This window comes from Mycobacterium sp. KBS0706 (assembly GCF_005938675.2).
Lineage (GTDB): Bacteria > Pseudomonadota > Alphaproteobacteria > DSM-16000 > Inquilinaceae > Inquilinus.
The window spans coordinates 1-21,246 of sequence record NZ_VCCH02000100.1 but is presented as its reverse complement, the minus strand read 5'-3'; the positions used below and the strand labels follow the sequence as shown (position 1 = coordinate 21,246).

The 21,246-nt window shown below is 69.3% G+C and carries 20 protein-coding genes and 1 tRNA gene; 12 read left to right on the top strand and 9 right to left on the bottom strand.

The window, feature by feature from the left end:
• The first annotated feature begins 179 nt into the window (after window positions 1-179).
• Both FFK22_RS34380 and FFK22_RS34375 read left to right on the top strand, forming a co-directional pair.
• Entirely contained in the window at window positions 180-1,709 is a 1,530-nt protein-coding gene (locus FFK22_RS34380; RefSeq protein ID WP_138892150.1) for a UxaA family hydrolase, read from the top strand.
• Between the two features lie 147 nt (window positions 1,710-1,856).
• Complete coding sequence (locus FFK22_RS34375) at window positions 1,857-3,029, top strand: fumarylacetoacetate hydrolase family protein (protein ID WP_138892151.1); 1,173 nt, start codon at window positions 1,857-1,859, stop codon at window positions 3,027-3,029.
• A 42-nt stretch (window positions 3,030-3,071) separates the two neighbouring features.
• Here the strand turns inward: FFK22_RS34375 and FFK22_RS34370 are convergent, their stop codons facing one another.
• From FFK22_RS34370 to FFK22_RS34360, 3 genes are all read right to left on the bottom strand, one after another.
• Window positions 3,072-3,833 carry an enoyl-CoA hydratase-related protein gene (locus FFK22_RS34370; RefSeq protein WP_138892152.1) on the bottom strand — a complete coding sequence of 254 codons (762 nt, stop codon included), beginning with the start codon at window positions 3,831-3,833 and terminating at the stop codon, window positions 3,072-3,074.
• 66 nt (window positions 3,834-3,899) lie between these two features.
• Window positions 3,900-5,102: a TIGR03862 family flavoprotein gene (locus tag FFK22_RS34365; protein WP_138892153.1), complete on the bottom strand. Its 1,203-nt coding sequence runs from the start codon at window positions 5,100-5,102 to the stop codon at window positions 3,900-3,902.
• 31 nt (window positions 5,103-5,133) lie between these two features.
• On the bottom strand, window positions 5,134-5,823 hold the full coding sequence (locus FFK22_RS34360; protein WP_138892168.1) for a FadR/GntR family transcriptional regulator: 690 nt from the start codon (window positions 5,821-5,823) through the stop codon (window positions 5,134-5,136).
• 177 nt (window positions 5,824-6,000) lie between these two features.
• On the opposite strand from FFK22_RS34360, the gene FFK22_RS34355 reads away from it, so the two are divergent.
• Genes FFK22_RS34355 through FFK22_RS34335 form a run of 5 tightly spaced genes read left to right on the top strand, consistent with a single transcriptional unit; the run spans window position 6,001 to window position 10,092 of the window.
• On the top strand, window positions 6,001-6,999 hold the full coding sequence (locus FFK22_RS34355; RefSeq protein WP_138892154.1) for an ABC transporter substrate-binding protein: 999 nt from the start codon (window positions 6,001-6,003) through the stop codon (window positions 6,997-6,999).
• Window positions 6,996-7,799 (top strand): ABC transporter permease, encoded by an 804-nt coding sequence (locus tag FFK22_RS34350; RefSeq protein ID WP_138892155.1) that lies wholly within the window; start codon window positions 6,996-6,998, stop codon window positions 7,797-7,799. Before FFK22_RS34355 ends, FFK22_RS34350 begins: the two co-directional genes overlap by 4 nt.
• On the top strand, window positions 7,796-8,611 hold the full coding sequence (locus FFK22_RS34345) for an ABC transporter ATP-binding protein (protein WP_306770215.1): 816 nt from the start codon (window positions 7,796-7,798) through the stop codon (window positions 8,609-8,611). Before FFK22_RS34350 ends, FFK22_RS34345 begins: the two co-directional genes overlap by 4 nt.
• A 6-nt stretch (window positions 8,612-8,617) precedes the next feature.
• Window positions 8,618-9,376 (top strand): ABC transporter permease, encoded by a 759-nt coding sequence (locus tag FFK22_RS34340; RefSeq protein ID WP_138892156.1) that lies wholly within the window; start codon window positions 8,618-8,620, stop codon window positions 9,374-9,376.
• Entirely contained in the window at window positions 9,373-10,092 is a 720-nt protein-coding gene (locus FFK22_RS34335; protein WP_306770214.1) for a fumarylacetoacetate hydrolase family protein, read from the top strand. The genes FFK22_RS34340 and FFK22_RS34335 overlap by 4 nt, the downstream gene beginning before the upstream one ends.
• 124 nt (window positions 10,093-10,216) lie before the next feature.
• On the opposite strand, the gene FFK22_RS34330 is transcribed toward FFK22_RS34335, so the two are convergent.
• From FFK22_RS34330 to FFK22_RS34305, 6 genes are all read right to left on the bottom strand, one after another.
• Window positions 10,217-11,644: a gamma-aminobutyraldehyde dehydrogenase gene (locus tag FFK22_RS34330; RefSeq protein ID WP_138892157.1), complete on the bottom strand. Its 1,428-nt coding sequence runs from the start codon at window positions 11,642-11,644 to the stop codon at window positions 10,217-10,219.
• Between the two features lie 28 nt (window positions 11,645-11,672).
• Window positions 11,673-12,518 carry an ABC transporter permease gene (locus FFK22_RS34325; protein WP_138892158.1) on the bottom strand — a complete coding sequence of 282 codons (846 nt, stop codon included), beginning with the start codon at window positions 12,516-12,518 and terminating at the stop codon, window positions 11,673-11,675.
• Window positions 12,508-13,455 carry an ABC transporter permease gene (locus FFK22_RS34320; RefSeq protein WP_138892159.1) on the bottom strand — a complete coding sequence of 316 codons (948 nt, stop codon included), beginning with the start codon at window positions 13,453-13,455 and terminating at the stop codon, window positions 12,508-12,510. Before FFK22_RS34320 ends, FFK22_RS34325 begins: the two co-directional genes overlap by 11 nt.
• Window positions 13,452-14,483 carry an ABC transporter ATP-binding protein gene (locus FFK22_RS34315; RefSeq protein ID WP_138892160.1) on the bottom strand — a complete coding sequence of 344 codons (1,032 nt, stop codon included), beginning with the start codon at window positions 14,481-14,483 and terminating at the stop codon, window positions 13,452-13,454. Before FFK22_RS34315 ends, FFK22_RS34320 begins: the two co-directional genes overlap by 4 nt.
• Before the next feature lie 174 nt (window positions 14,484-14,657).
• On the bottom strand, window positions 14,658-15,824 hold the full coding sequence (locus FFK22_RS34310; protein ID WP_138892161.1) for an ABC transporter substrate-binding protein: 1,167 nt from the start codon (window positions 15,822-15,824) through the stop codon (window positions 14,658-14,660).
• Window positions 15,825-15,929: 105 nt separating this feature from the next.
• Window positions 15,930-16,844 carry a LysR family transcriptional regulator gene (locus FFK22_RS34305; protein ID WP_138892162.1) on the bottom strand — a complete coding sequence of 305 codons (915 nt, stop codon included), beginning with the start codon at window positions 16,842-16,844 and terminating at the stop codon, window positions 15,930-15,932.
• Between the two features lie 349 nt (window positions 16,845-17,193).
• Between FFK22_RS34305 and FFK22_RS34300 the strand changes: the two genes are divergently transcribed.
• The 5 genes from FFK22_RS34300 to FFK22_RS34280 form a co-directional block, all read left to right on the top strand.
• A complete protein-coding gene (locus tag FFK22_RS34300) occupies window positions 17,194-18,609 on the top strand; it encodes a DEAD/DEAH box helicase (protein WP_138892163.1) in 1,416 nt (471 codons plus the stop codon).
• 51 nt (window positions 18,610-18,660) lie between these two features.
• Complete coding sequence (gene dusA, locus FFK22_RS34295; protein WP_138892164.1) at window positions 18,661-19,662, top strand: tRNA dihydrouridine(20/20a) synthase DusA; 1,002 nt, start codon at window positions 18,661-18,663, stop codon at window positions 19,660-19,662.
• Window positions 19,663-19,742: 80 nt separating this feature from the next.
• Window positions 19,743-19,817, top strand: a tRNA-Val gene (locus FFK22_RS34290).
• A gap of 184 nt (window positions 19,818-20,001) precedes the next feature.
• Window positions 20,002-20,832: a DUF3108 domain-containing protein gene (locus tag FFK22_RS34285; RefSeq protein ID WP_138892165.1), complete on the top strand. Its 831-nt coding sequence runs from the start codon at window positions 20,002-20,004 to the stop codon at window positions 20,830-20,832.
• Window positions 20,833-20,940: 108 nt separating this feature from the next.
• Window positions 20,941-21,246, top strand: a 306-nt coding sequence (locus FFK22_RS34280) for an NTP transferase domain-containing protein (protein WP_221939066.1), incomplete at its 3' end; no start/stop codon positions are given.

Below are 21,246 nucleotides of genomic sequence, written 5' to 3'. Positions count from 1 at the left end.
GCGCTGAATCAGCTTCCATCGTCAATTCATCAGACGGAATGCGTCGGCGCGCGCGAGCCATCCCTTTCGGCCAGTGTCGTGCCCATCTGTTTCAGGAGGATGGCGCGGCCCAAAAGTCCGACGTAAGGTAGCGGTCGCCCAAGATCCGCCAGGCAAGCCCAAGAACGCGTGCAAATCCGATGCCCAGCCCCAGCCTCTTCATCCGCCTGAACCGCGACGACAACGTCGTTCTCGCCCGCGCTGACATCACGCCGGGCACGCCGATCCCCGAGGAGGGCGTGACCACCGCCGGCCACATCCCGGCCGGCCACAAGATGGCGACCCGCCCGATCGCGCAGGGTGAGCCGATCCGGCGCTACAACCAGATCATCGGCTTCGCCACCGAGGCGATCGGCATCGGCGAGCATGTTCATGTCCAGAACTGCGCCATGGGCGATTTCGAACGCGACTACGCCTTCTGCGCCGACGCCAAGCCGACGGCGATGCTGCCGGAGGCGGAGCGCGCGACCTTTCAGGGCTACCGCCGGGCCAATGGCAAGGTCGGCACCCGCAACTACATCGGCATCCTGTCGTCGGTGAACTGCTCGGCCACCACCAGCCGGATGATCGCCGCGCATTTCGAGCGCTCCGGCGTGCTCGACCAGTTCCCCAATGTCGACGGCGTGGTCGCGATCACCCATTCGACCGGCTGCGGCATGGCGGATTCGGGCGAAGGCTACGACAACCTGCAGCGCACGCTGTGGGGCTATGCCCGCAACCCGAACTTCGCGGGCGTGCTGATGATCGGGCTGGGCTGCGAGGTCAACCAGATCGACTTCCTGCTCGAGGCCTACCAGATCGAGCGCGGGCCGCTGTTCCAGACCATGAACATCCAGAACCTCGGCGGCACAAGGAAGACGGTCGACCACTGCATCGCCCGGGTGATGGAGATGCTGCCCGAGGCCGACAAGGCGCGGCGCGAGACCGTGCCGGCCAGCGAGCTGATGGTGGCGCTGCAATGCGGCGGGTCGGACGGCTATTCCGGCATCTCGGCCAACCCGGCGCTGGGCGCCGCGGTCGACCTGCTGGTGCGCCACGGTGGCAGCGCCGTGCTGTCGGAGACGCCGGAGATCTATGGCGCCGAGCACCTCCTGACCCGGCGCGCGGTCAACCGCCAGGTCGGCGAGAAGCTGATCGCCCGGATCAAGTGGTGGGAGGGCTACACCAGCCGCAACGGCGGCGAGATGAACAACAACCCGTCGCCCGGCAACAAGCGCGGCGGCCTGACCACGATCCTGGAGAAGTCGCTGGGCGCCGCGGCCAAGGGCGGCACCACCAACCTGGTCGAGGTCTACAAATACGCCGAGCAGATGACGGCGAAGGGCTTCGTCTTCATGGACACGCCCGGCTACGACCCGGCCTCGGCCACCGGCCAGGTGGCGGGCGGGGCGCAGATCGTCTGCTTCACCACCGGCCGCGGCTCGGTCTCCGGCTTCAAGCCGGCACCCTGCATCAAGGTCGCCACCAACTCCACCATGTACCGGCACATGGAGGAGGACATGGACATCAACTGCGGCACCATCATCGACGGCGATGAGTCGATCGAGCAGGCCGGCCGCCGCATCTTCGAGATGTTCCTGGCCGTGGCCTCGGGCGCGCAGACCAAGAGCGAGGCCCAAGGCTTCGGCGACAACGAATTCGTGCCCTGGCAGATCGGCGCGGTGATGTGACGGCGCGCGGCCGGACATGGCTGTTCCCCTGTTGTCATGCCCGGGCTTGACCCGGGCATCCAGGGGACGCCGGAGCGGTCTTCGAGAGACTCTGGATCACCGGGTCAAGCCCGGTGATGACAATGGTGTGAGCGGGAAGGGACACCCATGAAGGACTACATCTCGGTCGCGGCCTGCCTGCCGGCGGATGCCGACCGCGCCACGCTGGTCGGCCGGGTCTGGCTGCCGCAGGTCGAGGGGCCGGCGGTGGTGGCGCTGCGCGGCGGCCAAGTGATCGACATCACCCGGGCCGCGCCGACCGTCGCCGACCTGATCTCCGCCGCCGACCCGGCCGCGCTGGCCAAGGCCGACGGCACGGTGATCGGCAGCGTCGCCGACCTGCTGGCCAATGCCGATGAGACCGCGCGCGACACGTCGAAGCCCTGGCCGCTGGCGCCGATCGACCTGCAGGCGGTGAAGGCGGCGGGCGTCACCTTCGTCGCCTCGATGCTGGAGCGGGTGATCGAGGAGCAGGCGCGCGGCGACGCCACCAAGGCCGACGCCATCCGCCAGCGCATCGTCTCGATCATTGGCGACGACCTCGCCGCGATCAAACCCGGCTCGGCCGACGCGCAGCGGATCAAGGACGTGCTGCTGTCGCAGAATGCCTGGTCGCAATATCTCGAGGTCGGCATCGGCCCGGACGCCGAGATCTTCACCAAGAGCCAGCCGATGTCGTCGGTCGGCCTCGGCGCCGAGATCGGCATCCTCCCGATCTCGACCTGGAACAACCCCGAGCCCGAGATCGTGCTGGTGGTGGCGCCGAGCGGCAAGGTCGTCGGCGCCACGCTCGGCAACGACGTCAACCTGCGCGACCTCGAGGGCCGCAGTGCGCTGCTGCTCGGCAAGGCCAAGGACAACAACGCTTCCTCGGCCATCGGTCCGTTCATCCGGCTGTTCGACGGCGGCTTCGGCATCGACGACATCCGCAAGGCCGACCTGGCGATGGCGGTGCATGGGCCGGAGGGCTACACGCTCGAGGGCCACAGCTCGATCTCGAAGATCAGCCGCGACCCGCTCGACCTCGCCGGCCAGTTGCTGGGCCCGAACCATCAGTATCCGGACGGGGCGGTGCTGTTCCTCGGCACCATGTTCGCGCCGACCGACGACCGCGACGCGCCGGGCATGGGCTTCACCCACAAGATCGGCGACATCGTCACCATCTCGACGCCGACTCTCGGCATGCTGGTGAACCGGGTGAACCACAGCGACAAGATCGCGCCCTGGACCTTCGGCGCCCGGGCGCTGATGGCCAGCCTGGTGAAGCGCGGGTTGCTGTGAGGTTGTCGGCCGGGTTCACTGCTGGCGGACTCGGCCGGCCTGCTATTCGAACCGGCTGAAATCCGGCTTCCGCTTTTCCAGGAAGGCGGTGAAGGCCTCCTTGGCCTCGGCGGATTTCAGCTGGGCACCGAAGGCCTCGACCTCGCGGGTCATGGCCTCGCGCACCGCGGCTTCATGCGGCTCCCGCAGCAGCGCCTTGGTCCGTCGGAGCGCGGCGGGCGGCAGGGCGGCCAGGCGCGCCGCCACGGCCTCGAGTTCCATCTCCAGCGTGGTCTCGGCGATCAGCCGGGTGATCAGCCCGGCGTCGCGGGCGGCCTCGGCGTCGAAGCCTTCGCCGGTCAGCAGCCACCAGGACGCCTTCAGCCGGCCGACCGCGGCGGGGAGGAGGAGGGAGGAGGCGGCCTCCGGCACCAGGCCCAGTTGGACGAAGGGCAGGGCGAAGCGCGCCGACGGCGTGGCCAGCACCATGTCGCAATGCAGCAGCAGGGTGGTGCCGATGCCGATCGCGGCGCCGCGCACCCCGGCCACCAGCGGCTTCGGGAAGCCGGACAGGGCGTCGAGGAAGTCGACGATCGGCGTCAGCCCGGCCTCGCCGCCGCCCGCCAGGAAATCGGCGATGTCGTTGCCGGCGGAGAAATCGTCACCACCCCGGATGACCACAACGCGCACGGCCGGATCTTCGGCCGCAGCCTTCAGCGCCGCGGTCATCGCCTCGTACATGGCGAGGCTGATCGCGTTCTTCTTCTCCGGCCGGTCCAGCCGGATGGTGAAGACCGGTCCCTTGGTTTCGGTCAGGACGGTCATGGCGCGCTGTCTCCCCTGGGCTTCCGAACGCCACGGTAGAGAGGCAGCCGCGGTCCTGTCGAGGGGTCAGGGGCGGCCGAGCAGCCCGCGCGCGGCGGCCGCGCCGGTGGCGAAACAGCCCTGCAGCAGGTAGCCGCCGGTCGGGGCTTCCCAGTCCAGCATCTCGCCGCAGGCGAAGATGCCGGGCAGGGCCTTCAGCTCCAGCGCCGGGGTCAGGGCGTCGCGGCGGATGCCGCCGGCGGTGGAGATGGCGCGGTCGAGCGGCCGGAGGCCGGTGACGCGCAGCGGGATCGCCTTTATCGCTTCGGCCATGGATTCAGGCGTGGCCAAGGCCTCGGGCGGAAAACCCTCGCGCAGCAGGGAATAGGCCGAGCCGGTCAGCGACAGGGCGCGGCGCAGCCGGTTCGGGGCGCTGTCGCTGCTGCCGGTGCGGTCCAGCCGGTCGGCGATCTCCGCCGCACTCATGTCCGGCCGCAGGTCGAGCGTCAGCCCCGCGCCGCCGTCGCGCGCGATCGCCTCCCGCAGTCCGGCCCCGAGGGCATAGACGGCGCCGCCTTCCAGGCCGGTTGCGGCGATCACCGCCTCGCCGCGCACCGTGCGCCCGGCGAAGGTCAGGGCGATGCGCTTCAGGGGCGTGCCGGCGAAGCGGTCGCGCAGATGCGGCGACCAGGCGATCTCGACGCCGGCATTGGCCGGTTGCAGCGGGGCGATCTCGACGCCCCGCGCCGCCAGGACCGGCGCCCAGCTGCCGTCGCCGCCCAGCCGCGGCCAGCTGGCGCCGCCCAGCGCCAGGATGGTGGCGTCGGCCTGGGCTTCGAACTCGCCTTCCGGCCCGCGCAGCACCGGCCGGTTGTCGTCGGTGAGGCCGATCCAGTCGTGCCGCGTGTGGATCGCGACGCCCAGCTGCGCCAGCCGTCCCAGCCAGGCGCGGAGCAGGGGAGAGGCCTTCAGGCTCTCCGGGAACACCCGGCCGCTGGAGCCGACGAAGGTCGGGACGCCGAGATCATGGCTCCAGGCGCGGAGGTCGTCGGGTGAGAAGGCGCGGACCAGCGGCTCGATCCAGCCCTGCGCCGCGCCGTAGCGGGCGACGAAGAGGTCGAGCGGCTCGGAATGGGTCAGGTTCAGCCCCCCGCGCCCGGCCATCAGGAACTTACGCCCGACCGTCGGCATGCGGTCGTAGACGGTGACGCGCCGACCGGCCTCGGCCAGGCGCTGCGCCGCGATCAGCCCGGCGGGGCCGCCGCCGATGATGGTGATGGACTGGGACATGGCGCGGACCCTAGCAGCCTGCGCCAGCCGTTCAATCGTCGTGATGCGCCTCGATCAGCTTGCGCTCGACCGAGCGCAGGTGCCGGCGCATGGCCCGCCCGGCCGCCTCCAGGTCGCGCTCGGCGATCGCGTCGACGATGGCGTCATGCTCGGCGAAGCTGTGATGATCGGCCGGCGGCCGCGGGATGTCGGCGCGCAGCCGGCCCCAGACCACCGTCCGCCGCACCGTGTTCAGGAGGTCGAACAGCGCCACCAGCACGGTGTTGCGGGTCGCCTCGGCGATCAGGCGGTGCAGCTGGTTGTCCAAGGTCTCGTATTGCCGCCAGCTCTCGGCAGTGCGGGTCTTGGCGATGACCAGGCGCAGCTTGCGCAGATCCTCGGCCGAGGCGTGCAGCGCCGCCTCCTGCGCGATCTGCGGCTCGACCAGCAGCCGCGCCCGCATCACCGCGGCCGGGGAGGTGCGGGATGCGATCGCCGCCGCATCGTCGACCTCCTCGATCGGCCGCGACCCCAGGAAGGTGCCCTTGCCGACATGGCGCCAGATCTGGCCCTCGGCCTCCAGCGCCGCCAGGCCCTTGCGCAGCTCGCCGCGGGAGAGGCCGAGCGTCTCGCACAGCTCGCGTTCCGGCGGCAGCCTGCCGTCGGTCGGCAGGACCTGCTGGGCGAGATAGGCACGGAGCTGGGTGAGGGCTCCCTGGTCCTGGTCGTGGTCGGGCGACATGGTCAAACCAATTTCCATATTGGTTCAGCCTTACCGAATTTTGGCTGATCCGGTCAAGTCGAGGATTGACCGGAAATCTTCATCCTGCTAACCAATCAATAATTGGTTAAAGAATAATCCTGACATTGGTCAAAGCGCGGGCGCGCAAGCCCGCCGACACACAGGGAGGAGAGAGCCATGCCGTGCCTTGCCACCCGAGTCACCCGTCGCGCCGCCTGCCTTCTGTTCGCTCTGCTGCTGGTCGTGCCGCTGTCGGCGAAGGCGGCGGACCCGGTCCGGATCGCCTTCGGCGACATCCCGTCGGTCGAGAGCCTGAACTTCCTGATCGCGATCGAGCGGACCCGCGCCCGCGGCGTCCCGGTCGAGCTGACCTTCTTCAAATCCGAGGACATCGCCGCCCAGGCCGTGGTCAGCGGCCAGGCCGATATCGGCGTCGGCACGCCCTATGCGCTGCTGCAGAAGGTCGGGGCGCCGATCCGGCTGTTCTTCCAGATGAGCACGCTGCGCTTCTACCCGGTGGTGAACACCGAGTTCTATCAGGACTGGAAGGATCTCGACGGCCAGGAGGTGGCGGTGCATTCCCGCGGCTCCGGCACCGAGGCGATCATGATGCTGATGGCCCAGCGCACCGGCATCAAATACGGCAAGGTCAGCTACGTGCCGGGGTCGGAGGTCCGCACCGGGGCCCTGCTGCAGGGCGCGGTCAAGGCCACGATCGTCGATTCCGCCGGCTGGCGGCTGCTGCAGGAGAAGGGCGGCGGCAAGTTCAAGCTGCTCGAGGTTGGCGAGGTCAACGCCAGCGACGAGGCGCTGTTCGCCAACACCGAGTTCCTGGAGACCAATGCCGAGGCCGCCGGCATCCTGGCCGAGGAACTGCTGAACACCTGGCGCGAGATCGCCGCCAACCCAGCCGTCGTCGGGGATCTGCGCAAGACCCACAAGCTGCTGGCCGACCTGCCGGTCGAGCTCGAGCCGGAGATCGTGCCCTTCTACCAGGACTCGGTCGCCGCCGGCATGTATCCGCTCAATGGCGGCAGCGAGGCGGCGGTGAAGGACGACTTTGCCTTCTACGCGGTCGCCGGCCAGCTGCAGGGCGACCCGGCCACGCTCAAGGTCGAGGATTTCTGGACCTTCACGCCGCTGAACAAGGCGCTGGACAAGGTCGGCCGGAAGTGACGGTCGTCGCCGAAACCGGGCGGAGGGTCAGTGTCCTCTCCGCCCTGGCCGCCGACCCGCTGTTCTGGCGCTTCGCCTCGATCGTCGTCTTGTGCGGCGGGTGGGAGATCGCGGGCCGGATCCCGGTCAACTACGCGCTGCCATCGTTCAGCGCCACCGCCGCGGCCTTCTGGCGGCTGCTGGCGGATGGCAGCCTGGCGACGGCCTATCTCGACACGCTGCAGCCGCTCCTGCTCGGCCTCGTCATCTCCGCCGTCGCCGGGATCGGCTGCGGCGTCGCCATGGGCCTGAACCGCGGCCTGGAATGGGCCGGGGCGCCGATCTTCATCGTCATGCAGGCGGCGCCGATGGCGGCGCTGATCCCGCTGACCACCTTCGTCTACGGCATCGGCCTGACCGCCAAGGTCGTCGCCGTGGTCATGCTGGCCCTGCCGGTGATCGTGCTGAACAGCTACCAGGCGGTGCGCCATGTCGGGCCGTCGCTGGTCGACATGGCGCGGTCCTTCATGGCCAGCCGGCGGCAGATCGTGCGCAAGATCGTGATCCCGGACGCCAGCCCGATGATCTTCGCCGGCCTCAGGCTCGGCATCTCGGCCGGCTTCATCGGCGTGGTGCTGGCCGAGCTGCTGATCACCCCGACCGGGATCGGCGACCTGATCACCTATCACCGCTCGGTCGCCGACTATCCGGAGATGTACGCCACCATCGCTTCGATCATCCTCTTCGCCGCGGTGACCGTGGGGGCGCTGCAGCGGCTCGAGATCGCCCTGTTCCGGCCGGAAAAGCGAGGACAGCCATGAGCAAGAGCAGTGCCGCCATGCCGTTGCCCCGCAATCATGTAGAGGTCGAGCCGGCCGAGCCCGCGGTCGAGGTCCGCGGCATCGTCAAGCGATACGGCACGCAGGTCGTGGCCCTGGACGGCATATCCCTGGCCTTCCGCTCCGGCGAGCTGACCAGCCTGCTGGGCCCGTCCGGCTGCGGCAAGACCACGCTGCTCAAGATCATCGCCGGGCTGATGCAGCCGACCGCCGGCGAGGTGCTGGTCCGTGGCCGCGCCGTCTCAGGGCCGGGGCCGGACCGCGCCTTCGTGTTCCAGGACTTCGCCCTGATGCCCTGGGCCACGGTGCTGCGCAACGTCGCCTTCGGGCTGGAGCTGAAGGGCGTGGCCAAATCGGAGCGCGAGGATGTGGCCCGCCGCCACATCGCCCGGGTCGGGCTCGCCGGATTCGAGGACCGCTACCCGCACCAGCTGTCGGGCGGCATGCGCCAGCGCGTCGGCCTGGCCCGGGCGCTCGCGGTCGATGCCGAGGTGCTGCTGATGGACGAGCCGTTCAGCGCCGTCGACGAGCAGACGAGGCGCAAGTTCCAGGAGGACCTGCTGGCGCTGTGCCGCGAGGAGCGCAAGACCTTCATCGTCGTCACCCATTCGATCGAGGAGGCGGTCTATCTCTCCGACCGCATCGTGCTGCTGTCGCCGCGGCCCGGCCGGGTGTCGGAGATCGTGGTGCCGGAGATCCCGCGCCAGGGCACGCCCGACGAGATCCGCCGCGATCCCGTCTATATCGACACGGTCGAGGACATCTGGCGCGGCCTGCGGCGCTATGTGGAGTAGGGCGCCATGACCGTCTTCGGCCACCGCATCCCGATGATGGCGTCGCTGATCCTCTGGGCCCTGGCCTGGGAGGTCGTCGGCCGGCTCGGCCTCGTCCTGCTGTTCCCGCCCTTCTCCGAGGTGGTCGCGGCGCTGTTCGCGGTGGTGCCGTCCTGGACCTTCCTCGACGCGGCCGTGATCACCGTCGTCAGCTTCGCCCTCGGCATGGCGCTCGCCATCCTGGTCGGCGTGCCGCTCGGCGCGCTGATGGGCCGCTTCACCGCGGTCGACCAGTTCGCCGGCATGTGGGTCAACCTGTTCGTCAGCGCGCCGCTCTCGGCGCTGGTGCCGGTGATCATGCTGCTGTTCGGCATGGGCACCGCCACGGTCGTCGTGACGGTCTTCCTGTTCGCCGTCTGGATCATCGCGCTCGATACCCGCGCGGGCATCCGCCACGTGCCGCCGTCGCTGGTGGAGATGGCGCATTCCTTCGGCGCGACGCGCTGGCAGACCGCCAGCCGGATCCTGCTGTTGGCCGCGCTGCCGGAGATCCTGGCCGGCATCCGGGTCGGGCTGATCCGCGGCGTCAAGGGCGTGGTGGTCGGGCAGTTGCTGGTCTCGATCATCGGCTTCGGCGCGCTGTTCGAGCTCTATTCCCGCAACTTCCTGATGGCCGAGTTCTGGGCCCTGACCCTGGTCCTCTTCGCCTTCGCGCTTCTCCTCTCCGGGCTGGTCTCCCGGCTCGAGCACCGCATCGCCTATTACGCAGGAGTACGACAGTCATGAATATGGCCACGCCCGGGACCACCGCCGACACCGCGGAGTTCGTCATCGCGCCGCCGCCCGTCCCGGCGCTGCCCGTGCTCGGCACCGGCCGGCTGTTTCCGGTGCACCGCGTCTACTGCGTCGGCCGCAACTATGCGGCGCATGCGGTCGAGATGGGGCACGACCCTGACCGCGAGCCGCCGTTCTTCTTCCAGAAGAACCCGTCCAACCTGCGCGGCGATGGCCGCTTCCCCTATCCGTCGGCGACCTCCGACGTGCATCACGAGGTCGAGCTGGTGGTGGCGCTCAAGTCCGGCGGCCGCGACATCCCGCTCGAGACGGCGCTGGACCATGTCTACGGCTATGCCGTCGGGCTCGACATGACCCGCCGCGACCTGCAGGGCGAGGCCAAGAAGCTCGGCCGGCCCTGGGAGGTCGGCAAGGCCTTCGAGCATTCGGCACCCTGCGGCCCGATCCGGACGGTGGCGGAGATCGGCCATCCCGCCGCCGGCACCGTCTGGCTCGACGTCAACGGCCAGCGGCGGCAGGAGGGCGACCTGAACCAGATGATCTGGAAGGTGCCGGAGATGATCTCCTACCTCTCCGGCCTGTTCGAGCTGCAGCCGGGCGACCTGATCTTCTCCGGCACGCCCGCGGGAGTGGGGGCGGTGGTCCGCGGCGACGAGATGGTCGCCCATGTCGACGGCGTCGGCGAGATCCGGGTGGCGGTGGTTTAAGGCACGTCCCCTCTCCTGTCATCCTCGGGCTTGACCCGAGGATCCAGGGGCTTTCAAAGCAGCTCACGGTGGCCCCTGGATTGCCGGGTCAAGCCCGGCAATCACAGGAAAAGGGAAGGTGGATTCAGCTGAAGTTCATCATCACATGCCGGACGACCGTGTAGTCCTCCAGCCCGTACATCGACATGTCCTTGCCGTAGCCGGACATCTTCAGCCCGCCATGCGGCATCTCGGTGGTCAGGGTGAAATGTGCGTTCACCCAGACGCAGCCATATTGCAGCCGGGCCGAGGTCTTCAGCGCCGTCTTCACGTTGGACGTCCAGACCGAGGAGGCGAGGCCGTAGTCGCTGTCATTGGCCCAGGCGATGGCGGCATCCGGATCGTCGAAACGGGTGACCGAGACGACCGGCCCGAACACCTCCTTGCGCACGATCTCGTCGCTCTGCAGGGCGCCGGCCACCAGGGTCGGCTTGAAGAAGAAGCCGCCGCCCTCGGCCTTGCCGCCGCCGGTGACGATCTCGGTGTGCTTCTGCGCCGCCGCGCGTTCGACGAAACTGGCCACCCGGTCGCGCTGGCGCTCGCTGATCAGCGGCCCCAGCTCGGTCGCGGCGTCGTCGGGCGAGCCGTATTTCAGGCTGGCGACCGCGCTGGCCAGGTCGGCCACCAGCCGGTCGTAGATCTTCGGCCCGGCATAGATGCGGCAGGCGGCGGTGCAGTCCTGCCCGGCATTGTAGAAGCCGCCGGCGCGCACGCCCGCCACCACGGCGTCGATGTCTGCGTCGTCGAACACCAGCACCGGCGCCTTGCCGCCGAGCTCGAGATGGGTGCGCTTCAGGTTCTTCACCGCCGCCTGCAGCACCTTCTGGCCGGTGGCGATGTCGCCTGTCAGCGACACCATCCGCACCTGCGGATGGGCGGTCAGGGCCGAGCCGACGGTCTCGCCGCGCCCGGTGACGATGTTGATCACGCCCTTGGGGAAGATCTCGGCCAGGGTGTGGGCCAGCTTCAGGGCCGTCAGCGGCGTCTGCTCCGACGGCTTCATCACCACGGTGTTGCCGGCGGCCAGGGCCGGGGCGATCTTCCAGGCCAGCATCATCAGCGGGTAGTTCCAGGGCGCGATCGATCCGACCACGCCGATCGGGTCGCGCCGGATCATGCTGGTGTGGTTGGCGACATATTCGCCCGCGGCCGAGCCGGTCAGGCAGCGCGTCGCGCCGGCGAAGAAGCGGAAGGTGTCGATGATCGCCGGCAGCTCGTCCTCCAGCACCCGGGCATAGGGCTTGCCGCAGTTCAGCGATTCCAGCCGGGCGAAGGCTTCGGCCTCGCGCTCGATCGCGTCGGCCAGCTTCAGCAGGTGCCCGGCGCGCTGCGCCGGGGTGGTCAGCGACCAGCTTTCGAAGGCGCGGGCGGCGGCGGCAACGGCGGCGTTGAGCTGGGCCTGCGAGGCTTCCGGCACCTCGACGATCAGCTTGCCGGTCGCCGGGTTCAGCACCTGCTCGGCCTGGCCTTCGCCCTTCGCCAGGGCGCCGTCGATCAGAAGCTCGATGTCCATGGAATGTCTCCCTGAGGGCGCTCCGCGCTCACTTGCCGGAGCCGGAGAAGTCGTGGGTGTCGCGGGTGAGGTAGTAGGCGCCGAGGATCGGCAGGAACGTCACGACGATGACGATGATCGCAACGACATTGGTCACCGGCCGCTGCCGCGGCTTGATCAGCTCGCCCAGCATCCAGATCGGCAGGGTCTGCTGCTGCCCGGCGGTGAAGGTGGTGACGATCACCTCGTCGAAGCTGAGCGCGAAGGCCAGCATGCCGCCGGCCAGCAACGCCGTGGCGATGTTCGGCAGCACCACGTGCCGGAAGGTCTGGAATCCGTCGGCGCCGAGATCCATCGACGCCTCGATCAGCGAACCGGAGGTGCGGCGGAACCGGGCCAGCACATTGTTGTAGACGACGACGATGCAGAAGGTGGCGTGGCCAATGACGATGGTCCAGAAGCTGAACGGGATCTCCATCAGCGAATAGGCCGATCGCAGGGCGATGCCGGTGATGATGCCGGGCAGGGCGATCGGCAGGATGATCAGCAGCGACAGCGACTCCCGCCCGAAGAAGCGGCTGCGCCAGACCGCGGCGGCGGCGCAGGTGCCCAGCACGATCGCCAGCAGCGTCGCCATCGCCGCCACCTTCACCGACAGCCACAGCGCCGCCCAGATGTCCGGCCGGTCAAGCCAGGCGACGGCGAACCATTGCAGCGTCAGGCCGGGCGGTGGGAACTGGAAGGTCTTCTCGTCGCTGGAGAAGGCGTAGAGCAGGATGAACAGCAGCGGCACATGCAGGAACAGGATGCCGCCGAGGGCCATCAGCCGCAGGCCCAGCGGCGCGCCCGTCCCTGCGGAAACCTTGCCGGCGGCTGCCTTGCCACTAGAGCGCATCGAAAGCCCCCAGGCGTTTCGCCGCCGTCAGATAGACCGCCATGATCAGGATCGGCACCACGGTGAAGGCGGCGGCCAGCGGCACGTTGCCGGCGGTGCCCTGCAGTTGCAGCACCACCTGGCCGATGAAGGGGCGGGAGGAGCCGATGATGCCGGGGATGATGTAGTCGCCCAGGGTCAGCGAGAAGGTGAAGATCGACCCGGCGGCCACGCCCGGGAAGGCCAGCGGCAGGATCACCGTCCGGAAGGTCTGCGAGGGCCTGGCGCCGAGATCGGCCGAGGCTTCGGTCAGCGACCGCGGCACCCGCTCCAGCGCCGCCTGCACGGGCAGGATCATGTAGGGCAGCCAGATATAGACGAAGACCACGGCAGTGCCGAGATAGGCGCTGGACAGCGACGGGCCGCCGACCACAGGCAGGGCCAGGATGCCGTCCAGCAGCCAGGTCAGGTGCAGCTGCCCGGCCAGCCAGGTGACCACGCCCTCGCGCGCCAGGATCAGCTTCCAGGCATAGACCTTGACCAGGTAGCTCGACCACAGCGGCAGCATGATCGCGATGTAGAAGGCGGCCTTGGCCCGGCCGCGGGCATAGCGCGCGGCGTAATAGGCGATCGGGAAGCCGATCAGCGCGCACAGGATGGTCACGGCCGCGGCCATCCCGGCGCTGCGCAGCACCACATCCATGTTGGCGGCGGTCAGCAGGTCGGCATAGGTCGACAGGGTGAACTCCGGGACGATCATCCCGGTGAAGCCGTCGACTGAATAGAAGCTCTGCAGCAGCAAGGCGAACAGCGAGCCGAGATAGACCACGCCGAGCCACAACAGCGGCGGCGCCAGCAGCAGGATCAGCAGCAGCCAGCCATTGCGGTACAAGAGCCGCGCCGCGCGCCGGCCGATGCCGTCCGCCGCGGGGGCGGGGAGGGTGGCGGCGATGCTCATGCCGCCACCTCGGCTAGCGGATGGGCATGGTCGCGCCGCCAGGACAGCCGCACGGCCTGACCGGGCGCCTTGGGCGCGGCGTCGAGATTGGATTCGACCACGTCGACGGCGCCGCCGGGGGCCAGCGCCACACGGTAGCGGGTGGTGGCGCCGAGGAAGCTGACGCCGTCGACCGTGCCGGCCACCTCGACCGCATCGGCGGGCGCCTTCTGGCCGTCGCCGAGGATGCGGATGCGCTCCGGCCGCAAGGCGAAGGGCCGGGCCTGGCCCATCAGCTTCCCGGCGGTGGCGGCGTCGACCATGTTGGAGGCGCCGACGAAGCCCGCGACGAAGGCGGTGGCCGGCCGGTCGTAGATCGCGCTCGGCGTGTCGATCTGCTCGACTTTGCCACGGTTGAACACCGCCACCCGGTCGCTCATCGCCAGCGCCTCGCCCTGGTCGTGGGTGACGTAGACGAAGGTGATGCCGACCTGGCGCTGCAGCGCCTTCAGCTCCTCCTGCATCGCCTCGCGCAGCTTGAGGTCGAGGGCGCCGAGCGGCTCGTCCAGCAGCAGGACCGAGGGGCGGTTGACCAGGGCGCGGGCCAGGGCGACGCGCTGGCGCTGGCCGCCCGACAGCTGGGCCGGCCGCCGCCCGGCGAGGTCGCCGAGCTTGACCATGCCCAGCATCTCCTCGGCCCGGCGGCGCCGCTCGGCCTTCGGCACGCGCCGGATCATCAGGCCATAGGCCACGTTCTCCCACACGCTCATATGCGGAAACAGGGCGTAGTCCTGGAACACGGTGTTGACGTCGCGATCATAGGGGGGCGTGGCAGAGACGTCGCTGCCGTGCAGCAGCAGATGTCCCGCAGTCGGCAGCTCGAACCCGGCGATCAGGCGGAGGCAGGTGGTCTTGCCCGAGCCGGAGGGTCCGAGCATGGAGAAGAATTCGCCGTCGCGGATCTCGAAGCTGACATCGTCCACCGCCCGCACCGAACCGAAATGGCGGCTGACGTGGTCGAAGCGGACGGCAGTGCTGCGGTCGGTCATGGGGCCGTACCCTGCTGATGGGCATGCTTGTGGCCAACGTTCGTCGCCAGAGCACACATCGTCATTCCCGCGAAAGCGGGAATCTCTTCGGATCGAAGCCTTCGCGAGATCCCCGCTTTCGCGGGGATGACGGAAGGGGAGGGGCGGCGCCCGGTGTCCGGGCGCCGACGAAGCCTACCGCCCGCCGAGAATGGCGATGTAGTCCGTGCTCCAGCGCAGATAGGGCACGCAGCCTTCCGGATGCTCGGCGCATTGCTGGCGCGGCGTGGTCCAGAAGTGGATCTTCTCGAAATTGTCGAAGCCGTTGGTCTTGCAGCCCTCGGCGCCGAGCAGCTCATTGCCCTTGCAGGCGTCCGGCACCACCGGCACCGAGCCGAACCAGGCGGAGAGGTCGCCCTGCAGCTTGGGGTTCAGCGAGTGCTCCAGCCACTTGTAGGCGCAGTTCGGATGCGCCGCGTCGACATGCAGCATGGTGGTGTCGGCCCAGCCCGTCGCCCCTTCCTCCGGGATCACGCTGGCCACCGGCTTGTTCTGCGACTTCAGCAGGTTGACCTGGAACGGCCAGGTCGAGGAGGCGACGACGCCCTCGTTGACGAAGTCGTCGACCTGCGCCATGGCGTCGTGCCAGTAGCGCATCACCAGCTGGCGCTGGCCGCGCAGCACGTCAAGCGCCGCCTTGTACTGCTCCTCGTTCAGCTGGTACGGGTCCTTGATGCCCAGCTCGGGCTTAGCCTTCATCAGGTATAGCGCCGCATCGGCGATGTAGATCGCCCCGTCATAAGCCTCGACCCGGCCCTTGTTCGGCTTGCCGTCGGGCAGGGTGGTCGGCTCGAACACAACGCTCCAGCTCTTCGGCGGCTCCTTGAACACCTCGGTGTTGTATGCCAGCACGTTCGGGCCCCACTGGTAGGGCACGCCGTAATGCTTGCCGTCGACGGTGAACCATGGCGCGTTCTGCAGCCGCGGGTCGACCGTCTTCCAGCCGGGCACCAGCTCGGTGTTGATCTCCTGCACCCGCTTTCCGTAGATCAGGCGCAGGCTGGCGTCGCCGGAGGCGGTGACGAGGTCGAAGCCGCCCTCGTTCATCAGCGCGACCATCTCGTCCGAGGTGCCGGCGACCTTGACGTTGACCTTGCAGCCGGTCTCCTTCTCGAAGCCGGTGACCCAGTCATAGGCCTTGTCGGTGTCGCCGCGCTCGATGTAGCCGGCCCAGGCGACGATATCGACCTGGCCCTCGCCATCGCCGACCTTCGTCAGCGGCGCCGCGCCGGCCAGGGTGGTGCTGCCGAATACGGCGAGGGCGCTGCCCAGGGCGAGCATCCGGCGAAGCTGCGATCCCATCTCGATCTCCCCGTTGGTGTCGTCTCGTTGGGAAGAATGGTAGGTCCGTTGCCGGAACGCCGAGAAATATGAAATATCCTGTTTTGTTATCGGAGAAACCGATGGCTACACCGCCCGCAGGCGCGGTGCCGGATGGGTGCGGGCGACCTGGATGAAGGTCTCGGCCTGGGTCGAGAGCGGCGAGCCGCGGCGCCAGACCACGCCGACATCGAGCGTCGGCAGCGGGTCGGCCAGTGGCCGCGCCTCGATCCGGTCGCCCTCCAGCGACCAGGGGCGATAGGCCATGTCGGGCAGGATGGCGACGCCGGCGCCGGTCGCCACCAGGCTGCGCACGGCCTCGACCGAGGCGGTGCGCAGCACCCGCTTCGGGATCAGCCCGGCGGCGCGCCAGACCAGGTCGCTGGCCTCGACGATCTCGTCCACCGCCAGCGCGATCAGCGGCTCGTCGACGATCTCCGCCAGCGGGATCGCCTCGCGCCCCATGAAGCGGTGGTCCGGCGGCAGCCACAGACGGCTCTCGGAGCGCACCAGGATCTCGCTCTCCAGCGCGTCGCGGTTGTCGAGCGTCGAGACGATCATCACCGCGACCGCGATCTCGCCGTTGATCATCAGGTGCTCGATATAGGTCCGCTCCTCCTCGATCACCTCGACCGTGACATTCGGGAACACCCGCCGGAACCGGGCCAGCAGGTCGGCCAGGAAATAGCCGGACACCATCGTGGTGACGCCGAGCGGCAGGGTGCCCTGCACCGCCTCGGGCAGGGTCTTCAGCGCGTTCTGGGCATCGGCCACCGCGGCCAGGATGGTGCGGGCATGGCGCAGGAACTGATGGCCGGGATAGGTCAGGATCACGCCGCGGGCATGGCGCTCGAACAGCCGGGCGCCGGTCTGCTCCTCCAGCGCCTTCAGCGCGTCGGTGATCGCCGATTGCGAGATGCCGACCGCCGCGGCGCCGCCGGAGACCGAGCCGGCCTCGGCCACCGCGGTGAAATAGGCGATCTGGCGCAAGGTGACGTTCATGCCGCCACGGTCCCGCGGGCCAGACCCGGCGGCAAGGGAAATCGATGGCAGGGCTACCCGATCGGCAAAACCGAACGAAATATCCTGTCGCGCCATGCAGGGCAGGAATGCAAACCACCGACAGCCTTGACTTTTGTGCACTGCGCAACGACATTCCGGGCGCTGCCAACGCAGCCGTCGGCCGCCGATCGCGTGAACGCTCCCCTTGGGATGCGTCCTGTCGGTCCCGATCGAAGTCATCCGACTGCCCAGATCGCGCGGGGCGTCATCGTCAACCCCGCGCTTATTGCCATGACCCCGGCCTGACCGGAGTCAGTGGTCCGGCGTCGTTGTTACCGAAAGCATCCCTTTGACCAACTTTACCGATCTCGGCCTGAACGCGCTCATCCTCAAGGCGCTGGCGGCCGAGGGCTACGAGACCCCGACGCCGATCCAGGCGCAGTCCATTCCCCATCTGCTGCAGGGCCGCGACCTGCTGGGCGTCGCCCAGACCGGCACCGGCAAGACCGCCGCCTTCGCCCTGCCGATCCTGCACCGGCTGATGGCCGACCGGCGCACCGCGCCGCGCCGCGGCTGCCGCGTCCTGGTGCTGAGCCCGACCCGCGAGCTGGCCAGCCAGATCGCCGAGAGCTTCCGCGTCTATGGCCGCCACCTGCCGCTGACCCGCACCACCGTGTTCGGCGGCGTCGGCATGGGCCCGCAGATCCGCACCATGGCGCAGGGCGTCGACATCCTGGTCGCCACCCCGGGCCGGCTGCTCGACCTGATGTCCCAGGGCGCCATCCGCCTCAACGAGCTCGACGTCTTCGTCCTGGACGAGGCCGACCAGATGCTCGACATGGGCTTCATCCACGCCATCCGGAAGATCGTCGCGACCCTGCCGGCGAAGCGGCAGAGCCTGTTCTTCTCGGCCACCATGCCGACCGACATCTCGGACCTGGCCGGCCGCCTGCTGACCGACCCGGTGCGGGTCGAGGTCGCGCCGGTCGCGACCACGGCCGAGCGCATCGACCAGCGCGTCATGTTCGTCGAGAAGGACGACAAGCGCTCGCTGCTGACCGAGATCCTGCGCGACGACGAGAGCATCCGCCGCGTCCTGGTGTTCACCCGCACCAAGCACGGCGCCGACCGCGTTGCCAAGCAGCTGACCCAGGCCGGCATCAATGCCGACGCGATCCACGGCAACAAGTCGCAGAGCCAGCGCGAGCGGGCTCTGCTGGGCTTCCGCAACGGCAAGGTCCGGGTCCTGGTGGCCACCGACATCGCCGCGCGCGGCATCGATGTCGACGGCGTCACCCATGTCATCAACTTCGAGCTGCCGAACGTGCCGGAGAGCTATGTCCACCGCATCGGCCGCACCGCGCGCGCCGGCGCCGATGGCATGGCGATCTCGTTCTGCGACGTCGAGGAGCGGGCGTTCCTGCGCGACATCGAGAAGCTGATCCGCCAGCCGGTGCCGGTGGTGGAGGAGCACGCCTACCGCTCCACCATCCCGTTCCGGCAGGGCAACTCCGGCTCGGCCCCGCGCGGCCAGGGCCGTCCGCAGCAGCGCAGCGGCCGCCCGCAGGGGCATCAGGGTCAGCGCCCGCACGGCCATGGCGGCCATCATGGCCAGGGGCAGCGGCCCCAGGGCCAGAACGGCCAGCGTCCGCATGGCCACGGGCACCCGGGCCAGCGCCCGGCGCAGCAGGGTGCCGACCGCCGTTCGGCGCCGGCCAATGACGCCGGCTCGGCGCCGATGCGCCGCCGGCCCGTCGGTCGGTAAGTGAACGCGCCGGGGCTTCGCTCCCGGCGCTCTTCCCGGTAGATTGCGGCCATGACCTCGACCGCCGACACGCACCGCCTGTCCGTCGCACCCATGATGGACTGGACTGATCGTCATCAACGATTTTTCATGCGTCAGGTCTCGCGCCGCGTCCGGCTGTACACCGAGATGGTGACGACCGGGGCGGTGCTGCATGGCGACCGCGAGCGCATCCTCGGCTTCTCCGAGGCCGAGCAGCCGGTGGCGCTGCAGCTCGGCGGCAGCGACCCGGAGGCGATGGCCCGCGCCGCCGCCATCGGCGCCGACTGGGGCTATGCCGAGATCAACATCAATGTCGGCTGCCCCAGCGACCGGGTGCAGTCCGGCCGCTTCGGCGCCTGTCTGATGGCGGAACCTGCGACCGTCGCCGCCTGCGTCGCGGCGATGCGCGCCGCCTGCGACGTGCCGGTCACGGTCAAGTCGCGCATCGGCATCGACGACCGCGACAGCTATGAGCAGCTGGTCGAGTTCATCGGCACCATCGCCGAGACCGGCTGCGACACCTTCATCGTGCATGCGCGAAAAGCCTGGCTGAGCGGGCTGAGCCCGAAGGAGAACCGCGAGATCCCGCCGCTGCGCTATGAGGTGGTGCACCGGCTGAAGCGCGACTTCCCGCTTCTGACCGTCGCCATCAATGGCGGCATCACCTCGCTGGATGCCGCCGAGGCGCAGCTCGTCCATCTCGACGGCGTGATGATCGGCCGCGAGGCCTATCAGAACCCCTGGATGCTGGCCGAGGCCGACCGCCGGATCTTCGGCGAAGACAGCCCGGCCCGCAGCCGCCGCGACGCGGTCGACGGCTTCCTGCCCTATGTCGAGGCGAACCGCTCCAGGGGCGTGCCGCTGGGGTCGATGACCCGCCATATCCTCGGCCTGTACCAGGCCGTGCCGGGCGCCCGTGCGTTTCGCCGGCACCTTGCCGAGAACGCCCATCGCCCGGGGGCGGGGCCGGAGGTGCTGCGCGCCGCCGTCGACCTGGTCGAGACCGCGATCGAGCAGCGCCGGGCGGCCTGACGAAAACACCTTCGGGCCGCCGCATTGCGGCCTTGACAGCCGGGGTGCCGCCTCGTACTTAAGCGGCCCCGACGACGCGGGGGCGCGTAGCTCAGCGGGAGAGCACTCCCTTCACACGGGAGGGGTCACAGGTTCAATCCCTGTCGCGCCCACCATTCATCCTCCGTCGTATCGCTGCCGAAGCAGCAAGTGGACATCGCGAGACGAGAAGAGCACTACGTTGACATCGTAGGGGCCCTCCGGTTGCGCAATCCGCCTTCCCCCTGGATATCGCCGCAATCGCGCCCCAGTTTCTTCGCAGTCTGGCGCCCCAGTGCCGCCGTGAGGTTCTCGACGCGCATGCACCGTTTCCTCCCGATCGCAGTCTCTATCGCCGCCCTGGCCGCCGGCCCCGCCGCGGCCGCCGACACCAGCGCCCGCATGACCTATGACGTCTATGTCGGCGGCGTGCGCATGCTGGAGGTGACGTCCGGCCTGTCGCTGGCCGGCGACCGCTACGATGCCGGCCTGTCGGCCCATGTCGTCGGCGTCGCCGCCGCCTTCAGCGACTGGCGCTCCAACGTGCAGTCCAGCGGCGGGCTGGACGGGCCCCGGGCGCGCCCGGCCCGCAACGTGGTGGAGCGGATCAACGGCGACGATGCCAGGACCACCACCATCACCTTCCTCGGCGGCGGCCGGATGGATGTCGAGATCGTGCCGAAGAAGAAGCCGAAGCGCGAGCAGACCATCCCGCCGGAGCAGCTGGTCCATGCGGTGGATCCGCTGAGCGGCGTGGTCTCGATCCTGCAGTCCCTGCGCCTCGGTGCCGAGGCCTGCAAGGGCGAGGTGGCAGTGTTCGACGGGCGCCGGCTGTACCGGGCCGACATGACCGACGGCGGCTCGGTGATGCTGGAGAAATCCGATCTCGGGATGTATGGCGGGGCGGCCCAGCGCTGCACCGTGTCGCTGACGCCGGTGGTCGGCGATTTCAACTTCGGCGACGAGCGGCGCAGCGTCAAGCCGACCGAATATTTCCAGCAGAGCTCGCGGACGTCGGAGCAGCGGGTGATCGACACCTGGCTGGCCTCGCCGGGCGCCGGGCTGCCGGCAGTGCCGGTGCGGATCCAGAGCGAGTCGCCCTGGGGCCGCGTGATCGTGCATCTCCGCGCGGTTGCAGCGGGCGCCTCCTGAGATCACCCTCAGCGCGTAACCCGTCGCAACAATAATTGAATTTGCCTTTCGCGGCGGCCGTGGCAGATCACTCAGGATACTGGTCCTCGATTGTGGAGCCTTCGCCCCGTGAGCGCTGTCGCCTGCCTCATCCTCGCCGCCGGCAAGGGCACGCGGATGAAATCCGACCGTCCCAAGGTGATGCACGAGATCGCCGGCCGGTCGATGCTCGGCCATGTGGTCGCCGCCGCCCAGGCGCTGGCGCCCGAACGGATCGCCGTGGTGGTGGGCCCGGGGATGGAGGCGGTGGCGAAGAGCGTCGCCCCGGTGCCGGCCGTGGTCCAGCCCGACCAGAATGGCACCGGCGACGCGGTGCGCGCGGCGCTGCCGGCGATCGCAGGATTTGAAGGCGACGTCATCGTCCTGTTCGGCGAC